At 61.9% G+C, this 17,702-nt stretch carries 15 protein-coding genes; 5 read left to right on the forward strand and 10 right to left on the reverse strand.

Going from position 1 to position 17,702, the window contains the following annotated elements; translation table 11 throughout:
• Nucleotides 1-148: 148 nt before the first annotated feature.
• Genes mltG through gmk form a run of 3 tightly spaced genes read left to right on the forward strand, consistent with a single transcriptional unit; the run spans nt 149 to nt 2,959 of the window.
• Nucleotides 149-1,387 carry an endolytic transglycosylase MltG gene (gene mltG / locus FHX03_RS26560; RefSeq protein WP_097627274.1) on the forward strand — a complete coding sequence of 413 codons (1,239 nt, stop codon included), beginning with the start codon at nt 149-151 and terminating at the stop codon, nt 1,385-1,387.
• Between the two features lie 18 nt (nt 1,388-1,405).
• Nucleotides 1,406-2,293: a YicC/YloC family endoribonuclease gene (locus tag FHX03_RS26565; RefSeq protein ID WP_183856252.1), complete on the forward strand. Its 888-nt coding sequence runs from the start codon at nt 1,406-1,408 to the stop codon at nt 2,291-2,293.
• 3 nt (nt 2,294-2,296) lie between these two features.
• The gene (gene gmk, locus FHX03_RS26570) at nt 2,297-2,959 is read left to right on the forward strand and encodes a guanylate kinase (RefSeq protein WP_003587504.1); all 663 of its coding nucleotides are present in this window, start codon (nt 2,297-2,299) and stop codon (nt 2,957-2,959) included.
• Between the two features lies 1 nt (nt 2,960).
• Here gmk and rsmA read toward each other — a convergent pair whose 3' ends face one another.
• The 7 genes from rsmA to FHX03_RS26605 form a co-directional block, all read right to left on the reverse strand.
• Nucleotides 2,961-3,788, reverse strand: a complete 828-nt coding sequence (gene rsmA, locus FHX03_RS26575; RefSeq protein WP_183856254.1) for a 16S rRNA (adenine(1518)-N(6)/adenine(1519)-N(6))-dimethyltransferase RsmA — start codon at nt 3,786-3,788, stop codon at nt 2,961-2,963.
• Nucleotides 3,788-4,816, reverse strand: coding sequence for a 4-hydroxythreonine-4-phosphate dehydrogenase PdxA (gene pdxA / locus FHX03_RS26580; RefSeq protein ID WP_183856256.1), 1,029 nt, complete (start codon nt 4,814-4,816; stop codon nt 3,788-3,790). The genes rsmA and pdxA overlap by 1 nt, the downstream gene beginning before the upstream one ends.
• Before the next feature lie 6 nt (nt 4,817-4,822).
• The gene (locus FHX03_RS26585) at nt 4,823-5,767 is read right to left on the reverse strand and encodes a peptidylprolyl isomerase (protein WP_097626993.1); all 945 of its coding nucleotides are present in this window, start codon (nt 5,765-5,767) and stop codon (nt 4,823-4,825) included.
• 165 nt (nt 5,768-5,932) lie between these two features.
• On the reverse strand, nt 5,933-8,260 hold the full coding sequence (locus FHX03_RS26590; RefSeq protein ID WP_183856258.1) for an LPS-assembly protein LptD: 2,328 nt from the start codon (nt 8,258-8,260) through the stop codon (nt 5,933-5,935).
• Nucleotides 8,260-9,348: an LPS export ABC transporter permease LptG gene (gene lptG, locus FHX03_RS26595; RefSeq protein WP_097626997.1), complete on the reverse strand. Its 1,089-nt coding sequence runs from the start codon at nt 9,346-9,348 to the stop codon at nt 8,260-8,262. The genes FHX03_RS26590 and lptG overlap by 1 nt, the downstream gene beginning before the upstream one ends.
• Nucleotides 9,345-10,526, reverse strand: a complete 1,182-nt coding sequence (gene lptF / locus FHX03_RS26600; protein WP_012557173.1) for an LPS export ABC transporter permease LptF — start codon at nt 10,524-10,526, stop codon at nt 9,345-9,347. Before lptF ends, lptG begins: the two co-directional genes overlap by 4 nt.
• A gap of 100 nt (nt 10,527-10,626) precedes the next feature.
• Complete coding sequence (locus FHX03_RS26605) at nt 10,627-11,400, reverse strand: phosphatase PAP2 family protein (RefSeq protein WP_183781124.1); 774 nt, start codon at nt 11,398-11,400, stop codon at nt 10,627-10,629.
• A gap of 144 nt (nt 11,401-11,544) precedes the next feature.
• Here FHX03_RS26605 and FHX03_RS26610 point away from each other — a divergent pair, with 144 nt between their 5' ends.
• Together FHX03_RS26610 and FHX03_RS26615 are read left to right on the forward strand one after the other, a co-directional pair.
• Nucleotides 11,545-13,035: a leucyl aminopeptidase gene (locus FHX03_RS26610; protein ID WP_097627002.1), complete on the forward strand. Its 1,491-nt coding sequence runs from the start codon at nt 11,545-11,547 to the stop codon at nt 13,033-13,035.
• The gene (locus tag FHX03_RS26615) at nt 13,035-13,484 is read left to right on the forward strand and encodes a DNA polymerase III subunit chi (RefSeq protein ID WP_183856260.1); all 450 of its coding nucleotides are present in this window, start codon (nt 13,035-13,037) and stop codon (nt 13,482-13,484) included. Before FHX03_RS26610 ends, FHX03_RS26615 begins: the two co-directional genes overlap by 1 nt.
• Before the next feature lie 132 nt (nt 13,485-13,616).
• Here FHX03_RS26615 and FHX03_RS26620 read toward each other — a convergent pair whose 3' ends face one another.
• The 3 genes from FHX03_RS26620 to FHX03_RS26630 all read right to left on the reverse strand — a co-directional run bounded on the left by FHX03_RS26620 (nt 13,617) and on the right by FHX03_RS26630 (nt 17,609).
• Entirely contained in the window at nt 13,617-14,543 is a 927-nt protein-coding gene (locus FHX03_RS26620) for a Gfo/Idh/MocA family protein (RefSeq protein ID WP_183856262.1), read from the reverse strand.
• 114 nt (nt 14,544-14,657) lie between these two features.
• A complete protein-coding gene (locus FHX03_RS26625) occupies nt 14,658-16,700 on the reverse strand; it encodes a prolyl oligopeptidase family serine peptidase (protein WP_183856264.1) in 2,043 nt (680 codons plus the stop codon).
• A gap of 66 nt (nt 16,701-16,766) precedes the next feature.
• The gene (locus FHX03_RS26630; RefSeq protein ID WP_097627010.1) at nt 16,767-17,609 is read right to left on the reverse strand and encodes a polysaccharide deacetylase family protein; all 843 of its coding nucleotides are present in this window, start codon (nt 17,607-17,609) and stop codon (nt 16,767-16,769) included.
• Between the last annotated feature and the right edge of the window lie 93 nt (nt 17,610-17,702).

Raw genomic sequence — 17,702 nt, forward strand, 5'->3', positions numbered from 1 at the left:
GCAAACCGGGCCGGTCCTTCGCATTGCGTAACAGCGTGTGCGGGAGCATAACGGCCGGCAGCGGCGCCATTGAACGGCGGCAGAACCTGCTTTTGCCGCATTGCTTCGCGAAATAGCGAAGTGAGGGTCAAGTTTTAGAGGATTGCCGGTGAGCGATACGACGAACCAGAGCAACGATACCCCGCAGGGCGAGAACGGCCGGCAAGCGCAGAAGGGACCGATCATCCCGAAGTCGCCGAGCGAAGCCTTGCGTCCCGAGCGCGTTCCGGAGCCGCCTAAACGGTCCAAGAAAGCCCGCGGCCAGGTCGTTCTTTTCCTGAACTTCATCATGACGATGGCGGTGCTGGTCTGCGTCGTGGCCGTCATCGGCTTCTATTACGCCACGTCGACCTACCGGAACCCCGGTCCGCTGCAGACCAACACCAACTTCATTATCCGCAACGGCGCCGGTCTCGCCGAAATTGCCTCCAATCTCGAGCGCAATGCGATCATCAGCGATGCCCGCATCTTCCGCTATATCACGGCAACGCATCTGTCTGCCGGTGAGAGCCTGAAGGCCGGTGAATATGAGATCAAGGCCAGAGCTTCGATGAGCGATATCATGGAGCTTCTGAAGTCGGGCAAATCCATTCTCTATTCCGTTTCCTTCCCCGAGGGCCTGACGGTCCGCCAGATGTTCAACCGCATGCTGGAGGACCAGGTACTGGAAGGCGACCTGCCGGCCGCGCTGCCGGCCGAGGGCAGCCTGCGCCCCGATACCTACAAGTTCTCGCGCGGCACCAAGCGCTCGGAAATCATCCAGCAGATGGCGGCGGCACAGCAGAAAATCGTCGATCAGATCTGGGACAAGCGCGACTCCTCGCTGCCGCTGCGATCCAAGGAAGAGTTCGTCACGCTCGCCTCGATCGTCGAAAAGGAAACCGGCGTTGCCGACGAACGCGCCCATGTCGCCTCCGTTTTCCTGAATCGGCTGGGCAAAGGCATGCGCCTGCAGTCCGACCCGACGATCATCTACGGCCTCTTCGGCGGCGACGGCAAACCGGCCGACCGGCCGATCTACCAGTCGGACCTGAAGCGGGAAACGCCCTATAATACCTATGTCATCAAGGGCCTGCCGCCGACGCCGATCGCCAATCCCGGTAAGGATGCGCTTGAGGCCGTAGCCAATCCCTGGAAGACCCAGGACCTCTATTTCGTCGCCGACGGCACCGGTGGCCATGTTTTCGCAGCGACGCTCGAGGAGCACAATGCCAACGTCAAGCGCTGGCGCAAGCTCGAAGCCGACAAGGGCTCGGACCCGAACATCGCGGTCGACGGCCAACCTGAGGAGCAGCCGGCGGATGACGGCGCTGCTGTCACGCCGCCGAAGAAAAAGAAGATCAACTGATAGCTTCTGGAGGCTCGTATGGCTTTGCAGTCCATGACCGGTTTTGCGCGGCGCGAGGGAACGAGCGGCCGCTGGCGCTGGGCATGGGAACTGCGCTCGGTCAACGGCAAGGGCCTCGACCTGCGGCTGCGCCTGCCGCCCGGCCTCGAGCGCATGGAGGCGGACGTCCGCCGCCTTGCCGGCGAAAGCTTCAGTCGCGGCAATCTGCAGGCATCGCTCTCCGTCACCGCTGACGAAAACCGCTTCGAGGCCGTGCTGAACAAGGAAGCGCTTGCCGCCGTACTTGCCATGCGCGAGCAATTGGACGGGATAATCGATCCGGCGCCGCTGAAGCTCGATACGCTGCTTCTGGTACGTGGCATCGTGGAATTCCGCGAAAGCGAGGATGGCGAGGAGGCGCTTGCCGCCCGTGACGCCGATATCACTGCCGGCCTTTTGGCAGCACTTGCCGATCTGAGAGCCATGCGCGAACAGGAAGGCTCGGCGCTGACCCGCATTCTCCTCGACCATATGACGACGATCGAAGGTCTGACGCGGACGATCGAGGCCGATCCCTCGCGCTCGCCGCAGGAGATCGCCGAACGGCTTGCCGGCCAGGTCGCCTTGCTGATGGACGGCATGGCCGCGCTCGACCGCGACAGGCTGCATGCCGAATCCGCGTTGCTCGCGACCAAGGCGGATCTACGCGAGGAAATCGATCGTCTGAAGGCGCACGTCGCCGCGGCGCGCGATCTCCTGGTGAAAGATGGCCCCGCTGGACGCCGGTTGGACTTCCTTGCACAGGAATTTAACCGCGAATCGAATACCATCTGCTCGAAATCGAATGCCTCGGCGGTCACCGCCGCCGGCATCGAGCTGAAAGTTGTGATCGACCAGTTCCGCGAGCAGGTCCAGAATTTGGAGTAGGACATGAATCCGGCGAAATCCTCGCCCGTCCAGATCGCCCGCCGCGGTCTGATGCTTGTCATCTCGTCGCCGTCGGGCGCCGGCAAGTCCACCATCGCGCGCACGTTGCTGGAGAAGGACAGGCAAATCGGCCTCTCCGTCAGCGTCACCACGCGCCAGCGCCGCCCGAGCGAAATCGAGGATGTGCACTACCACTTCAAGAGTGTGCGCGAGTTCGAGCGGATGCGCGATAGCGACGCGCTGCTCGAATGGGCCGAGGTGCATGGCAATTTCTACGGCACGCCGCGCGAGCCTGTCGAGCAGGCCATGGCCGAGGGCCGCGACATGCTCTTCGATATCGATTGGCAGGGCGCCCAGCAATTGCAGGAGAAGATGTCGGCCGACGTCGTCTCGATCTTCGTGCTGCCGCCGACGATGACCGAGCTGCAGTCGCGGCTGCACCGCCGCGCCGAGGATTCCGAGGAGGTCATCCAGACGCGCCTCGCCAACAGCCGCGCCGAGATCGCCCATTGGCGCGAATATGACTATGTCATCGTCAACGACGACCTCAACGCCGCCTTCGACGCCGTCCAGTCGATCGTCAAGGCCGAACGCCTGCGCCGCGACCGCCGCCATGGGATGTTCGATTTCGTCCGCGAGCTGCTGGAAGAGACACCGTCGCTTTAGTCTAAAGGCTATTTGCTAACAGGCAGAATTCCTCGACTGACAGGGTTTCCGCCCGCCGGGCCGGATCGATTCCGGCCTTGACGAGCAGCCTCTCGCCGCCGAGCGGCTTCAGGCTTTGGCGCAGCATCTTGCGGCGCTGTCCGAAGGCCGCCTGCGTTACCTTTTCCAGATTGCCGACAGCGCAGGGGATGGGGTTCTCACGCGGCGTCAGATGCACGACCGTCGACGTTACCTTTGGTGGCGGCGTGAAGGCTTGCGGCGGCACATCGAAGACCATGCGCGCCTGTGTCCGCCAGCCGCAGAGCACACCGAGCCGGCCATAATGGTCGTCGTCTTCAGAGGCGACGATACGCTCGCCGACTTCCTTCTGAAACATCAGCGTCAGCGACTGCCAGAATGGCGGCCAGGCCTTCGGCAGCAGCCAGTTGACCAAAAGCTGCGTGCCGACATTGTAGGGGAGGTTGGCGATGATCTTGACCGGGCCTTCCGGCGCCAAGGCCTCGAAGTCGGTCTTCAGCGCGTCGCCTTCGATCACCTCGAGCCGGCCGGGATAGTGATCAGCGATCTCGGCGAGCGCCGGCAGGCAGCGCGTATCCCGCTCGACGGCGATGACTTTCCGGGCGCCGAGCGCCAGGATCGCCCGCGTCAGCCCGCCGGGGCCGGGGCCGACCTCGAAGATGGTCGTCTCTTCGAGGGCACCCGCCGTGCGGGCGATCTTCTGCGTGAGGTTGAGGTCGAGCAGGAAGTTCTGCCCGAGCGCCTTGCGCGCATCGAGGCCGTGACGCTGGATGACGTCGCGAAGCGGCGGCAGGCCATCGAGTGCTGCCATCAGCGGTGGCTTTCCGCAGTGCGGCCAAGCTGGGCGGCGAGCTTCAGCGCTGCAACGAGGCTCTGCTCGCGCGCCAGTCCCTTGCCGGCGATGCCGAAAGCGGTGCCGTGATCCGGCGAGGTGCGCACGAAGGGAAGCCCGAGCGTGACGTTGACGCTGTCGTCGAAACCGAGTGCCTTGGCCGGGATCAGCGCCTGATCGTGATACATGCAGACGGCGACGTCATATCGCGCCCGCGCCTCGTCATGGAACATCGTGTCGGCGGGCAGGGGGCCGATCGCATCGATGCCCTCGTCGCGCAGGCGCTGGATCGCCGGGCGAATGACATCCTCGTCCTCCCTGCCTATCGTCCCGCCTTCGCCCGCATGCGGGTTGAGGCCGGCAACCGCGAGCCGCGGCGCCACGATGCCGAAACGCTGCCTCAGGTCTTCATGGGCGATCCGGCAGGTTTCCACGATCAGGTCGCCGGTCAGCGCCTGCGGCACGTCCCGGACCGGAATGTGGATGGTGACGGGAATGGCTCGAAGCTTCGGTCCCGATAGCATCATGACGGGCGTCACCGGCCTGCCCGTCGCCCTGGCGGCGAGATCGGCGAGAAATTCGGTATGGCCGGGAAACCGGAAACCGGCCTCGTAGAGCACTGATTTGGCGATCGGGTTGGTGACGACCGCGAGCGCCTCGCCGGTGATGACAAGCGAAACGGCTTTTTCGATCGCCGCGATCGTGCCCTTCGCCGTTGCTGCATGCGGCTCGCCGGCAACCACCTCGATACCGGCAGGCACCGTCATGACGGGCAGCGCATCGGCAAACATACCGGCAGCCTCGCTGGTTTTTTCAATCTCGCGGATCGAAACCGAAAGGTTGAGCTGGCGGGCTCGCAACGCCAACACCTCGGGATCGCCGATCAGGAAGAAAGGCGGCAGCCCGAGTTCACGCCGCCGGAGCCAGGCCATCAGCGTAATATCCGGCCCGATGCCGGCGGGGTCGCCCTGGCTCAGCGCAAGCGGTCGCGAAAATGGTATCGTCATCGCAGGTCAGCGATAGGCGATCTGCGCCTTTTTGCGCAGTTCATCCAGGTACTTCTTGCTGTTTTCGTTTTCCGGGCTGGCGTCCTTGCCGCCCTTGGCCTTGCCGAGATCTTCCTGGCGGAAGACCATTTCGGCAGCCTGGTCGTCGGAAACCTGGCGCTGGCTGCAGATCGCCAGATATTCGACGCCCTTATCGGTGACGCGGGTCCCTGTCGTATTGCCCTTGGCCTGCTCGACCAGCGGCTTCCAATCCGGCGGGATTTCGGGCGCGAGCATCCGTCCGAGATCGCGCACGGAAACGTCACGCATCGTCGCGGCAAAGACCTTTGCCTGGTCGCAGCCCGGAAATTTCGAGCGCGACGCCTCGGCCTCGCCCTTGCGCTTGCCGGTGATGGCGTTGCGCTTGGCTTGCGGGATGACGAAGATGATCTGCTGCAGCATATATTCGGTCGTCACCGGCTTCTGCTTGTTGTTCTGCATCATGCGCGAGACGAGATCATAGTTCGACAGCCGCGAGGTCGAACCGTAGCGCGCGTTGACGACCCGCGGCCAGCTCATCTGCACAGCAATGAAACCCTTGAAATGGTCGACGCCGACGCCGGCGCGATCGAGGATCTGCGACATCTGCTCGACGGAAAGTTTGTTGCCGGCCGAAAAGCGCGCGAAAGACGCATCGACGTCCTGCTGCGAGACCGACATATGGACGCGGGAGACCTCCTGCCGCTTGAGCGTTTCGTCGATCAGTTGCTCCTCGGCAGCCTTGGCATCGGCCTTGGTGTGCTGAAGGCGCAGGAAGGCCTGGCGCTTGGCGACGTCGCCGCTGGTGATGGCGGTGCCGTTCACCACGGCCTTGACCTCGCTTGCGGCAAATGCCGGAGCGGCAACCCCCGTCAGCAAGGCAAGCGCTGCCCCGGCAAGGAACTTGGTTATGGCTTTTTTCGCGTCAATCATCTGTTGACCTCCCGATAGCGCCGCGAGACGTTGTTCGCGGCGTTTTTTATCACAGTGCGAGACACGCGGCGAAACCCCTATGCCTCAGATACCGACTGGCGGCAATGTCCTGCACAGGCATACGGCGAAAGAATGGCTTTAGGCCATGTTTGCGCCGGCCGCCCGTCACTCAAGGGTGTCTGAACCGATCTTGATATCGCCGAGCGTTCGGAAGGTCAGCCGTGCGCCGATCGTCCAGTCGCTGGCCGACTCGTCGTCGGAGTCCCGGGTATCGGTATAGGCGATCGTGAAGATCGTGCATTCGTCCTCATAGGAGAGACCGAGCGTCCGGCGGCTGAGCACATCATTGTTCAGATCCCAGGCGATGCCGCCGAAGATCGCCCAATAATCCTTGAATTTGACTTTGCTGCTGGTCTGGATTTCGTCGTTGTCCTCGGCAAAGCCATAGGCCGGCTGGGCGCTGAGATGGGTGTAGGTCACCTGCGTCTGGAAGGTGTCGTTCTGGTAGGCCGTCGTCAGGTCGCCGCGGCGGAACTCGAAATCCTTCTCGTCGAGGCGGTAGGAGGCCGCGACGGAAACGCCGTATGGTGTTTCGACGCCGCCAAGGCCGACATAATCGGAACGGTCGGTTTCCAGGCCCGAATCCGCGCCGACATTGACGAGATCATCGGTGGCAAAGGAGTTCTGGCCGGCAATCTGATAGGATTGGCCGAAGATGCCGTGCAGTTTGTAGCCGCTGTCGAACGTCCCGGTATACTGGATGCCGACATTGGCGCGGGTGCCGCCTTCGACGCGGTCGTAGCCGGAGAACTTATCGCGATCGAACAGCGAGGTGGCGTCGAAGACGAAGCTCTGTGCATCCTCGTTCGGCAGCCGGCCGGCGAGCTGCTCGTCGGGGCGGGCATAGATCTGTGCGATAGGTTCGAGAATATGGGTGCTGTTCTCGGTCGTCATCAGGATCGGATAACGCAGCTCCAGCCCGGCGGTGAACATCGAGCGGGTGGCGGAATTGTCGTCGAGATAGTTGCCGGTGTAACCCGTGGGGTTGTCCATGTTGAGCGCGAAAGCGTCGCCGCGGGCGGCCAGAAGTGGCGTGATCACCAGGCCGGTCGGCGTGACGTAGGTGCGCTTCCACTGCAGTTCGGCCGTCAGTCGCGAGGTCTGTCCCTTCAGGCCGCGGAAGCGGTCGAAGCCGTCGACGGTATAGAAGTCGTCATGGGTGCGCGAAATATTCGTCAGGTTGACATCCGCCGACAATTCGCCGCCGGCCAGCGGCTGCGGCGCCACATAGTGGTAGTCGAGCGCCGGATAGACGATCGCCTGCTGCTTTTCGGCCGTGTTCTTCCGATCGGCATCCTGGACGTCGAAATAGAACGCCCGCATGTCGAAATAATTGCGTTTCCCAAGTCCGGTCAGGTAGATCTGGTTGGTGCGATCCGTGCCGGTGAAGTCCTTCAGCTTATAGGTCTTCGAGAAATTGTTGTCGCTCTGCACCATGACGTCCCAGCCGAACGTCCAGCGCGGATTGATACGGAATTCGGCCTTCGAGGCGACCATGCCACGCCGACTGGCTTCGGCATCGCTGGTGCCGGAGCTGAAATTGTCCGGCTTTGCCTGATCTATGCCGGCGACGCGCAGGATATGCGTGCCGTTTTCGAAGCGCTGGCGGAATTCGCCTTCGACGAGGAAGCCCTGGGCGGTGTAGCCGGTCGTGGTGACCGTCGCGTCCATGCTCGGCGAGATCACGTAGTAATAAGGAATAGAAAGACCGAAGCCGAGATTCTGCGACAGGCTCATCGTTGGGAAGAGAAAGCCTGACTTGCGCTTCACCGTATTGTCGGGGACCTCGATGAAAGGCACGAAGGCAATGGGGTAACCGAGCAGCTCGAAGCGCGCCCGCTCCAGACGGATCGTGTGGGTCACGCCGTTCTGAATCACCCGCTTGGCCTTGACCTGCCAGAAAGGCGCGCGCTTCGGATCTTCGGCGCAGGGAAGGCAGGCGGTGTAGACGCCCTTGTTGAGAATCATCATCGTGCCGCCGACACGCTGGCCGCTTTCGGCGACGATACGCGTATTGTCGGAGGTTTCAATGCGCAGCGAGTTCAGGAACCCGTCGGCGAAATTGTCGGTCACGTCAAGGTTGTCCGCATAGATGCGGTTGCCGTCCGGGCTGACCAGCTCGACATTGCCGAGCGCCATCATCCGGCCGGTCTTCTGATTGTACTCGACCTTCTGCGCGACCATTTTGTAGCCGGCATAGTTGATCTGCACGCCACCGACCGCCGACACCAGATCGGCGTCACGGTTGTAGACGAGTTCATTGGCCGAAAGCAAAAGCTTGGCCCCTTCCGGAATATTCTTCCCGATATCTTGAGCGGACGTATTGGCCTGGCCGTAGGAGACCGGGACACTGCCGAAATAGGAACATAGAGTCGCGCCGACGAGCAGGGCAACCAACTGTTTACTAAAATACTTGCGGTCGCCTGCCGCCACTAGCCGTCCTCCTGATGAAGCAGAATAGTCGCACCCAAGGCCAGCGCGACGATCACCGGTATCCACGTCGCCACGAAGGGGGGCACAACTCCACTGCTTCCGAATGCCTTTACAAGCACGGTGATGACATAAAGCATGAAGCCCGAGAGGATGCCACCCAGAATCACGGAGCGGGATTGGTTGAACCGGCTAAATTTTAGGGACACTGTTGCAGCAATGAAAGTCATTGCCACCAGCAGCAGCGGCTGGGACAACAGGGAGTTGAATTGCGTCTCCAGCGCCTTGGTCGAGATGCCGAAGGATTTGGCCGCGGCAATGCGGTTGGAAAGGTCAAAGAAACCAATTGTTTCCGGCGCTGTCAGCCGCTCCTGGACGAAGTCCTGTTTCAGATTGGTGCGAAGTTGAACCGAAGCTTTACGCACGGGGATTTCGCCAGGCTTGCGCTCGACAACGTTGTTAAGTTGCCAGTAACCATCTTCCAATTTTGCCGTCGCGGCGTCCTGTCTCAGAATGACCTGACCGCTTGAATCGAAATGGATCAACACGGCGTCGATCAGCTTGGTTCCGTTCTCCTGAACCGTGTGGGCGCCGATGATGACATCGTCCCGGCCGCTGATCTGGCGCAGCCACGGAATCTGAGGCGCCTTGCGCAGAACGGCGTTTTCGCCGCGCCAGTCGGATTCGACAAGCAGCGCCTGGCGCTGCCCCCAGGCGGCAAGCGGATTGAGCGCTGTCATCGTCAGTAGGCCAAGTATCAGCGAGCCTGCGATGAAGGGGAACATGAACTGCCAGACCGAAATGCCGGCAGCGCGCGTGACGACGAGCTCATATTTGCGGTTGAGCCCGATCAGCACCGTCATGCCGACGAACAGCGCGATGAAAGGCACCGTCTGCTGCAGGATCAGCGGCAGGCGCACGGCGGTCATCAGGATGCCGCCGCCGATCGTGTAGCCGGGTAGGCCGGACATGCGGCCCGCCGTCTCGCTGAAATCGAGCAGGAAGGAAATCGCCGAGACGCCGATCAGGAACCAGCCCATCGTCACCAGGTAGCGGCGAAAGAAATAACGCGACAATGTCCCGAATATCATTGGGCGGCGTCTCCGCCGGCCCTGCCGGTTGCGGCCAGCAGCCTTTCCTGCGTCCGTCTCCAGAAAGACGACATCCGGTCGCGAATGAACGAGGGTACGGCCAGTCGTTTGTGCAGGCCGAGGAAGACGATCGAGATGATGCTGCTGACGATCGGTATGGCATAGAGAACGGCGATATATTCAGGATCGGTGTCGATCTGATTGGCCGCGTAGAATGCCGCCCAGCGCAGCGCGAAGGCATAGGCGAGCGCGCTCACCATCGGATGCAGTCGCGCTTCGCGGTGCGAGCGCGCATCGCCGGCGATTGCCAGCGAAAACAGCGCGAAGACGACAGGCAGGATCCAGTCCGTCAGCCGGCGATGCAGTTCGGCGCGGTAGCTCTGCGGCCGGATCGTATAGTCCTTGTCGGCCGGATCCGGATTGAGCAGGAACCACAGGTCGCGGTCGCTGGCGCGCAGCGTCGCCTGGCCGCGATTCTCCGTCATGTCCGAGAGGTCGAAGGAATAGGAATCGAAATTGATCACCGAGACATTGCCGTCGGGCGTTTTACGGTGAACCTCACCCTCATGCATGATCAGCGTCGTGCCCGTATCGTCGACGGCGCCTTCCTTCGCATAATAGATCAGCTCGTAGGCCGGATCGCGCTCGTCGGCGACGAAAAGGCCCTTCAGCATGCGGCCGGCCATCCGCTTCGAGATCTGCACATAAAGGCCTTCATCAAGCTTGCGGAAGGTCTTTTCTTCGATCACCGAAGACAAGAGGTCGGCATAGGTCTCGGCGATCATCTGGCGCACGACGGTTTTGGCGCGCGGCTCGACGACGTTGTCGACGAAGAAGGAAAAAACGCTGACGACGGCGGCAAGCAGCAGGATCGGGCGGATCAGCACGCTGCGCCGCGCCCCGGCCGCGTCGATGACGGTGAGCTCGGAATCGTTGTTCATCGTCGTCAGCGTCTGGGTGATCGCGATAACGAGGGCGAAGGGCAGGACAACTGGAATGATCGACGGCAGAATCATCGTCGCGAGCTTGGCGAACGAGCCGATGGACTGGCCGCTGTCGGTGACCAGGTTGATGCGCTGCAACACCTGAGTCGTCCAAATGATCGCCAGAACGGGCAGGAGCGCCACGAGAAACATCTGGCCGACGCGCCGTAATATGTATGTCTCGAGTAGTTTCATGCCTGCCCTTGAAAGCACCTGCACGCCCAAACGGCTTTGCAGGAGAAACCCTCTACGCTCTTTGTCGCGGTTTTGCGACAAGCTGGTGTCAAAAATTCATTCAATTTTCAGAATTTTTTTGATGCTGTTGCGACTCGGTTAATGCCAACAACGCGGCGAAGACGACAAGCGACGAAAGCCATCCGAGAACGACGTCGGACAGGTAGTGCGCCCCGAAGGATAGCCGCATCGCAGGCGTCAGGATCGAGACCGCCGCCAGCGGTGCTGCCACTGCATAACGCAAGGATTTCGGAACGAAGAGCAGAAGGCAGAAAAGCCAGCCGGCGCTTGCTGCCTCGCCAGAGATGAAAGAGCAGTTCGAAACGCATTTTCCGGCAAGCGAACCCGCCTCGACGAAATGCAGCGCGCCGCCGAAAATGTCCGTCTGTATCGGTCGCGGCCGGCCCCAATGTTCCTTCAGGATGACATTGACGAGCAGCACCGGTCCAATCAGCAGCGTTCCGAGCGCGACTTTCAGCTTGCGCGCCCGTCCGACGTTGAAGGTTGCGCCATGCTGCTGGTGGCATTCGATGAGCTTCCACACCATCACGATCGCCACGACATAGGGCAGGCGGAAGAAGACGGTGCGCAAGAGGTCGAAGTTTCCCGAGTCGCGATAGGGAAATCCGCCGCAGACGCTGCCGGCCGCGGCAGCCGCGTCGCAATCCGTACGCAAGAAAAAAAGCTGGGAAAAATAGATGTCTATCCCGGGGAAGGCGCGGAAGACGATCAGCAGTGCCCACCACGTCCAGAACAGCAGCATGAAGGCGCCGAAGGTCGTTTGCGGCAGGCGGATTATCGGACCCCGCGGGCGATTTTTCGAGGAAACTGTCAACGCGAATAACTACGAAACTGACGAAAACATGAGGGCCTTGATGGCCGCGGGCGACCATAACAATTGTCGCAAGCCATTGACAGACCCGCCAAACGCGAAATTATCCGCGGCGGACGGATTTCAAAGAATCCCAGCGGAGAAGACATGTCAGCAAAGTTCGAAATCTCATTTTCAAAGTCGGCGAAGCTCACTGGCGGCCTGGCGATCCTGTTGAAAACCACAGAGGCCGACAGCGCTGCGGGCGCCGAAACAGTCGATCCGGCAGGCGTGATCGCCAAGGCCGCCCGGATCGCCCGATTCTCCGCGAAATCCATGAGCGCGCTCGATATCGTCGCTCCGGAAGGCGCATCCGTCGAGCGCATTGTCGTCATCGGGCTCGGCAAGGCCGCCGACCTCACCGCCCATGATTGGCTGAAGGCCGGCGGTACCGCGGCAGCGAGAATCAAGAATACCGACAAGGCCGCCGTCTTCATCGACGTGCCTGGCCTTCAGACGAGCGCGCGGGCAGCCGCCGATTTCGCCCTCGGCATGCTGCTGCGCGCCTATAGTTTCGATAGCTACAAGACGAAGAAGAGCGACGACGAGGAAAAGACGGGCAAATCGGTCAAGGTGACGATCGTCACCGCCGATCCGGCCGGCGCCAAGAAGGCGTTTTCCGATTCCGAGGCGATTGCCGGCGGCGTCAATCTTGCCCGTGACCTCGTCAACGAGCCGCCGAACGTGCTAGGCCCCGTCGAGTTCGCCGCCAAGGCGAAGGAGCTGGAAAAGCTCGGCGTCGAAGTGGAGATCCTGACCGAGAAGGAGATGCGCCGTTTCGGCATGGGCGCCCTTCTCGGCGTTGCCCAGGGCTCCGTGCGCCCGCCGCGCCTGGCGGTGATGCAGTGGAAGGGCGGCAAAGCCAAGGATCGTCCCGTCGCCTTCATCGGCAAGGGCGTCGTCTTCGATACCGGCGGCATTTCGATCAAGCCTGCCGCCGGCATGGAGGACATGAAGGGCGATATGGGCGGTGCGGCAGCCGTCACCGGCCTCATGCATGTGCTCGCCTCGCGCAAGGCCGCCGTCAACGCCGTGGGTGTCATCGGTTTGGTCGAGAACATGCCTGACGGCAACGCCCAGCGTCCCGGCGATATCGTCACCTCGATGTCAGGCCAGACGATCGAGGTGATCAATACCGATGCCGAAGGCCGTCTCGTGCTCTGCGATGCGCTCTGGTATTGCAACGACCGTTTCAAGCCGCAATTCATGATCAATCTCGCCACGCTGACCGGCGCGATCGTCGTCGCGCTCGGCAATGTGCATGCCGGCCTGTTTTCCAATGACGACCAGCTTTCCGCTCAGCTGACGGAAGCCGGCCTTTCCACAAACGAGAAACTCTGGCGCATGCCGCTCGGCAAGGACTACGACAAGCTGATCGACAGCAAGTTCGCCGACATGAAGAACACCGGCGGCCGGCAGGCAGGCTCGATCACCGCTGCGCATTTCATCAAGCGTTTCGTACAGGACACGCCCTGGGCGCATCTCGATATCGCCGGCACGGCGATGGGCTCGCCGCAGGACGAGATCAACCAGTCCTGGGGTTCTGGTTTTGGCGTGCGCCTGCTCGACGAGCTCGTTCGCGCCCATTATGAATCCTGATGACGGACGTTCTCTTTTATCATCTGACCGAAACCAGGCTGGAAGACGCGCTTCCGCCGCTGATCGACAAAAGCGTCGAGCGCGGCTGGCGCGTCGCCGTCCAGACGCGCGAGCCAGCGCGGCGCGATGCCCTCGACGCGCATCTCTGGACGTTCCGCGAGGAGAGTTTTCTGCCGCACGGCACCGACGAGGGGGATTTCGCCGAAAGCCAGCCGGTGCTTTTGACGGTGACCTCAGGCAATGCCAATGCGGCGACCGTGCGTTTCATCATAGACGGCGCCGAGCCGCCGCCGGTCGATGCCTATGAACGCGTCGTCTTCATGTTCGATGGTCACGACCAGGTGCAACTGGAGGCCGCCCGGGCGCAATGGAAGAAGCTGAAAGGCGAGGGGCATAGCCTCACCTATTGGCAGCAGACGCCGGAAGGGCGATGGGAGAAGAAGGCCTGAGCGTTTCACCGGACATACCGACAATCGGCGCCGGTATGGCGCCGATTGTCGGCCTCCGAAAAACCTGACCTTACTGCGGGTCTTGTTGCTCAGCCTGCAAGCCTAAGAAGGCGTCGCAACGCCGCCGACGGCTCAGTCGTGGAACGCGTCCACGAATTTCCGCTTGCCGAGCATGAAGGCGTCGGCGACGTGGCGCAGCGGCGCGAGATCCACATCCGACGTGCCGGCTTTAATGATTTCGGCGAAGCGGCGATAGAGCGAGGGATATTCCTGCTCCGGCTCGGCGAAGGTCAGCGTGCCGTCGATGGAAAGCTTGGCGCCGCCTTCGGCGAGAACCATCTGGCCGGCCGCGGTCTCCGCGACGATGTCCCAGCTCTGCTTGCCGGTCTGGCGCCAGTCGAATTCGGCATGAACCGGCAGGCCGTCGGCATTGCGGAAGCGAATGTCGGACGCGATCGGCGCATCGCGGTTTTCAGGAAATTCGAGCACGGCCTCGGTGATGAAGATCGGCCGCGGCAGGATATGGGTGACGATCGACAGCGCGTTGATGCCGGGATCGAAAACCCCGAGGCCACCAGCCTGCCAGATCCAGTCCTGGTTCGGATGCCAGTGGCGGACATCTTCCTTCCAGATCACATGCACGCTTTTGATTGTCGTCGCAGCCAGAAACGCCTTGGCGGCCTCGACGGCCGGCGCATAGCGCGAATGCCAGCTGGCAAACAGCGACGAACCCTGTTTGCTCGCAAGCGCCTCGAGATCGGCCACTTCGCTCAGCGTGGCACCCGGCGGCTTTTCCAGGAAGACGTGCTTACCGGCGACGAGCGCCTTATAAGCCGCTTCGTAGCGATATTGCGGCGGCATGCAGAGCGACACCGCATCGATCGACGGCTCGGCGTCGAGCATCGCCTCGATCGTCGTATAGCTGTTGATGCCTTCGACCGTGCCGTGGCGGCTTGCCGTGGCGACGAGCTTGAAATCGGCGTTCTTGGCGATGGAAGGGAGGTGCTGGTCGCGGACGATCTTGCCGACGCCGACGATGGCGAGGTTGATAGGAGACATGGTTTCGCTCGAGCCTGTGAAAAGTATGATTTATTGCGCTTCTTTTAGCAGAAAGGAGAGCGCCGACAAGCTCTCCCCTTCATTCTCTTCTATCCTACCGCATGATGGCTCGTCTTACCTCATGATAGTTTGGCGAAGGAAGCTGTAACCCATGGCCGCCCGGGCGGCGCGCTCTTCGGAATTGCCGTCGCCGCCATGCCCGCCCGAGCCGAACTCATGGAAGAGCGGCCGGTGTCCGGCTTCCTCCAGCCGCGCGGCGAAGCGGCGCGCATGCGAGGGATGCACCCGGTCGTCATTGGCGGAGCTTTCGATATAAATCGGCGGATAGGAGACCTCGGTTGCCGGCCGGACATTATGGAGCGGCGAGTAGCCGAGCATGAAATCCCGGTCGGCTGCTGTCTCCGGATCGCCGTACTCGTCCATCCAGGCCTGGCCTGCGCTGAACAGGTGGAAGCGTGTCATGTCGAGCACCGGCACCTGGCACCAGACGGCGCCGAAATCCTCCGGATAGCGCGTCAGCATCACGCCGGTTAGCAGGCCGCCATTGCTGCCGCCTTGGCAGGCGATGCGCGACGGCACGGTGTAGCCGCGGGCGACGAGATCGCGGGCGATGGCGACGAAATCGGCAAACGCCCGGTCTCGCCCCTGCCGTTTGGCGCTGCGATACCAATCGGGGCCGAATTCGCCGCCGCCGCGGATATAGGCCTGCACATAGGCGCCGCCCTGTTCCAGCCAGCGTCCCGTCACACCGGAATAGGTCGGCGACAGCGAAACATCGAAGCCGCCATAGCCGTAAAGCAGCACCGGCAGCGCGCCCTTGGTCCAGTGTTTCGGTAGGATCAGCCGGTAGGCAACCCTGGTTCCGTCTTCGGAAACCGCCTCCAGCAGTTCGGATGACATATCGGCCGCATCGAAATAACTGGGCGCCCCAGCGATGAAAATCGGCTCGGCCTCCTTGCTGCGATCCGACAGCTCGAGCCGGTAACAGGCCGGCGGCTGCAGAAAGCCCTGGCCGATGATGCAGAGCGTATCGTCGCCAAGATGCAGATCCGCATAAAGCGGTCTGAAATGAGCCGTCTGCATGTCGGCCGGCAGCGCGATCTCGCGCTGTTCGGCATCGGGCTTCGTGAGATCCAGCACCATGAGGCGCGGACGCAGCCGGTCTGAAATGATGAAGACACACCACTCGCGCATCAGCATCATCTGCGAGATCGACTGGCCCTCGTCAGGCCGAAACAGGATCCGCTCCGGCCCGAGCGGAACTGTCTGCGAGCCGGGATCGAAGCGCTGCAGCACGAGACTGCCGGTGGCAACGCGCTCATCGGTCTTTGCCCGCCAGAGGCAATGATCGTGATTGAACTGGAAGTCCGCCTCCTTGGGCAGATCGATGCGCCGCTGCGTGCCGTCGACGGCGGTCAGGAAAGCGCTGGCGACGCCGATCTCATGGGCGGTGACGAAAATGTCGATCAATCCGGCATCCGCCGAACCGCCCGACAGGGAAGGGTCGATAATGAGATTGAAGCCATAGACGTCTTCATCCGCGGCTTCGAACATGACGGCGGCATCCTCCGGCCGCTGCCCGCGCTTCAATCGCCGCCCGACCCGTGGCCATCCGGAGCGGGTCGCCGAAAATCGATCGATGGAGCCGAAATAGCAGATCTCGTCGCGGCTTAGCCAATTGGCATGCGATCGTGCAGCCGGTGTGTCGAAACCGCCCTCGACGATCTCTTTCCTCTCGGCGTCGAATTCGAGCAGCCGAAGAAGATCCGAGCCGCCGTCCGAAAGCGTGAGCAGCACTCGCGTCGGCTCCCACGGGCAGGTGACGACGCCGCGCCAGTTCCAGCGCTTGCCTTCACGGATGCAGAAGGCATCGAGATCGAAGACCTGTTCCCAACCGGCGTCCGGCAGCGGCTCCTGGTCGGCAGGCAGACGGAGCCAGACGCCGAGAGGATTATCCTTGCTCTGCCGGAAATCGAACAGCCATGCACCGCGGCGCATGGGCACGATCAGCCTGTCCTGCCGCTCGATCAGCGACTTGATCGCATCACGATCCCTGGCAAATTCGGCCGTTCTGAACGCCGCGTCCGAAACCCGGTTATGCTCGTCGATAAACTGGCGGGTGCGCGGATCGTCGTCCGTTTCGAGATGAAGGTTCATAGCTGACCTGCCGGTTCGTTGACGTCGAACAGATCTAGGCAGCGCGTCCGGACTTGGCAACCCGGCTTACCGGGTCGTCACCAAATCGGCCGAGGCGACGAGGTTGCTCGGCGCCTGCGTCTTCTTGAACTTCAGCGTCACCACCTTGTAGCCTTCGGCTTCGAGTTCGGAGAGCAGGGTCGGCAGCATCGTTGCCGTGCGTTTGTGGATGTCATGCATCAGGATGATGCCGCGGCCGCGTTTGTGCAGCAGGTCCATCGTCCGCTGAGTCACGGAGGCCGGCGTGATGGCGAAATAATCCTTGCTATCGACATCGACATCCATGACCACCAGATCGCGCATGGCGATCGCGGCGCGCAGCCTGTGGCTCTCGGCCAGATAGGGGAAGCGGAAGAAGGCGACGTCGGTTCCCGTCGCCTTGGTCACCGCCAATTCGCCCTTGACCACCTCGGCCATCGCTGCGTCGAAATCAAGCGATGTCAGGTCGGCGTGGTCGTAGGTGTGGCTGCCGATCGTATTGCCGTCCTCGGCGACCCTGCGGGCCAGCGCCGGATGCATTTCGGCCATTTCGCCGACCATCATGAAGGCGCCCTTGACGCCGAACCGGTCGAGGATCGCCAGCACTTTGTCGGTCCGGCCCGGGATCGGACCGTCGTCGAAGCTCAGGATCACTTCCTTGTCCTGCAGCTTGAGATCGGCAAGCGAGGAGACTTCCAGCGTCCGCCCGGCCAGACGGTGCCAGCCGCTCATACGCGGCGCCGCATCGTCGGCGGCATAGCCAAGTTTCCGCCACTCGGGCGCAATCACGGAGGAGGTCTTGATCGATGTATCCGGGGCCTGTTTTGTGGTGCTGCAGGCAGACAGCGCGGCCGTGAGGGCCATGCAGGACAGAATGAAAAAGCGATACATCGAAAGGGCTCAACAAATCGGTAACGAATGTTGAGACAACCTTTCGAATTATGGTTAACGATTGGTTGAAGGCGGCCGGAATTGTGCCGATCC

Origin of the sequence: Rhizobium sp. BK456 (assembly GCF_014194045.1) — a bacterium.
GTDB classification, from domain to species: Bacteria; Pseudomonadota; Alphaproteobacteria; order Rhizobiales; family Rhizobiaceae; genus Rhizobium; species Rhizobium redzepovicii.

Bases quoted from the DNA above. Each gene is read 5' to 3' on its own strand.
- FHX03_RS26565 (WP_183856252.1), top strand. From the start codon at position 1,406: ATGGCTTTGCAGTCCATGACCGGTTTTGCGCGGCGCGAGGGAACGAGC.
- gmk (WP_003587504.1), top strand. From the start codon at position 2,297: ATGAATCCGGCGAAATCCTCGCCCGTCCAGATCGCCCGCCGCGGTCTG.
- rsmA (WP_183856254.1), bottom strand. From the start codon at position 3,788: ATGGCAGCACTCGATGGCCTGCCGCCGCTTCGCGACGTCATCCAGCGT.
- pdxA (WP_183856256.1), bottom strand. From the start codon at position 4,816: ATGACGATACCATTTTCGCGACCGCTTGCGCTGAGCCAGGGCGACCCC.
- FHX03_RS26585 (WP_097626993.1), bottom strand. From the start codon at position 5,767: ATGATTGACGCGAAAAAAGCCATAACCAAGTTCCTTGCCGGGGCAGCG.
- lptG (WP_097626997.1), bottom strand. From the start codon at position 9,348: ATGATATTCGGGACATTGTCGCGTTATTTCTTTCGCCGCTACCTGGTG.
- lptF (WP_012557173.1), bottom strand. From the start codon at position 10,526: ATGAAACTACTCGAGACATACATATTACGGCGCGTCGGCCAGATGTTT.
- FHX03_RS26610 (WP_097627002.1), top strand. From the start codon at position 11,545: ATGTCAGCAAAGTTCGAAATCTCATTTTCAAAGTCGGCGAAGCTCACT.
- FHX03_RS26615 (WP_183856260.1), top strand. From the start codon at position 13,035: ATGACGGACGTTCTCTTTTATCATCTGACCGAAACCAGGCTGGAAGAC.
- FHX03_RS26620 (WP_183856262.1), bottom strand. From the start codon at position 14,543: ATGTCTCCTATCAACCTCGCCATCGTCGGCGTCGGCAAGATCGTCCGC.
- FHX03_RS26625 (WP_183856264.1), bottom strand. From the start codon at position 16,700: ATGAACCTTCATCTCGAAACGGACGACGATCCGCGCACCCGCCAGTTT.
- FHX03_RS26630 (WP_097627010.1), bottom strand. From the start codon at position 17,609: ATGTATCGCTTTTTCATTCTGTCCTGCATGGCCCTCACGGCCGCGCTG.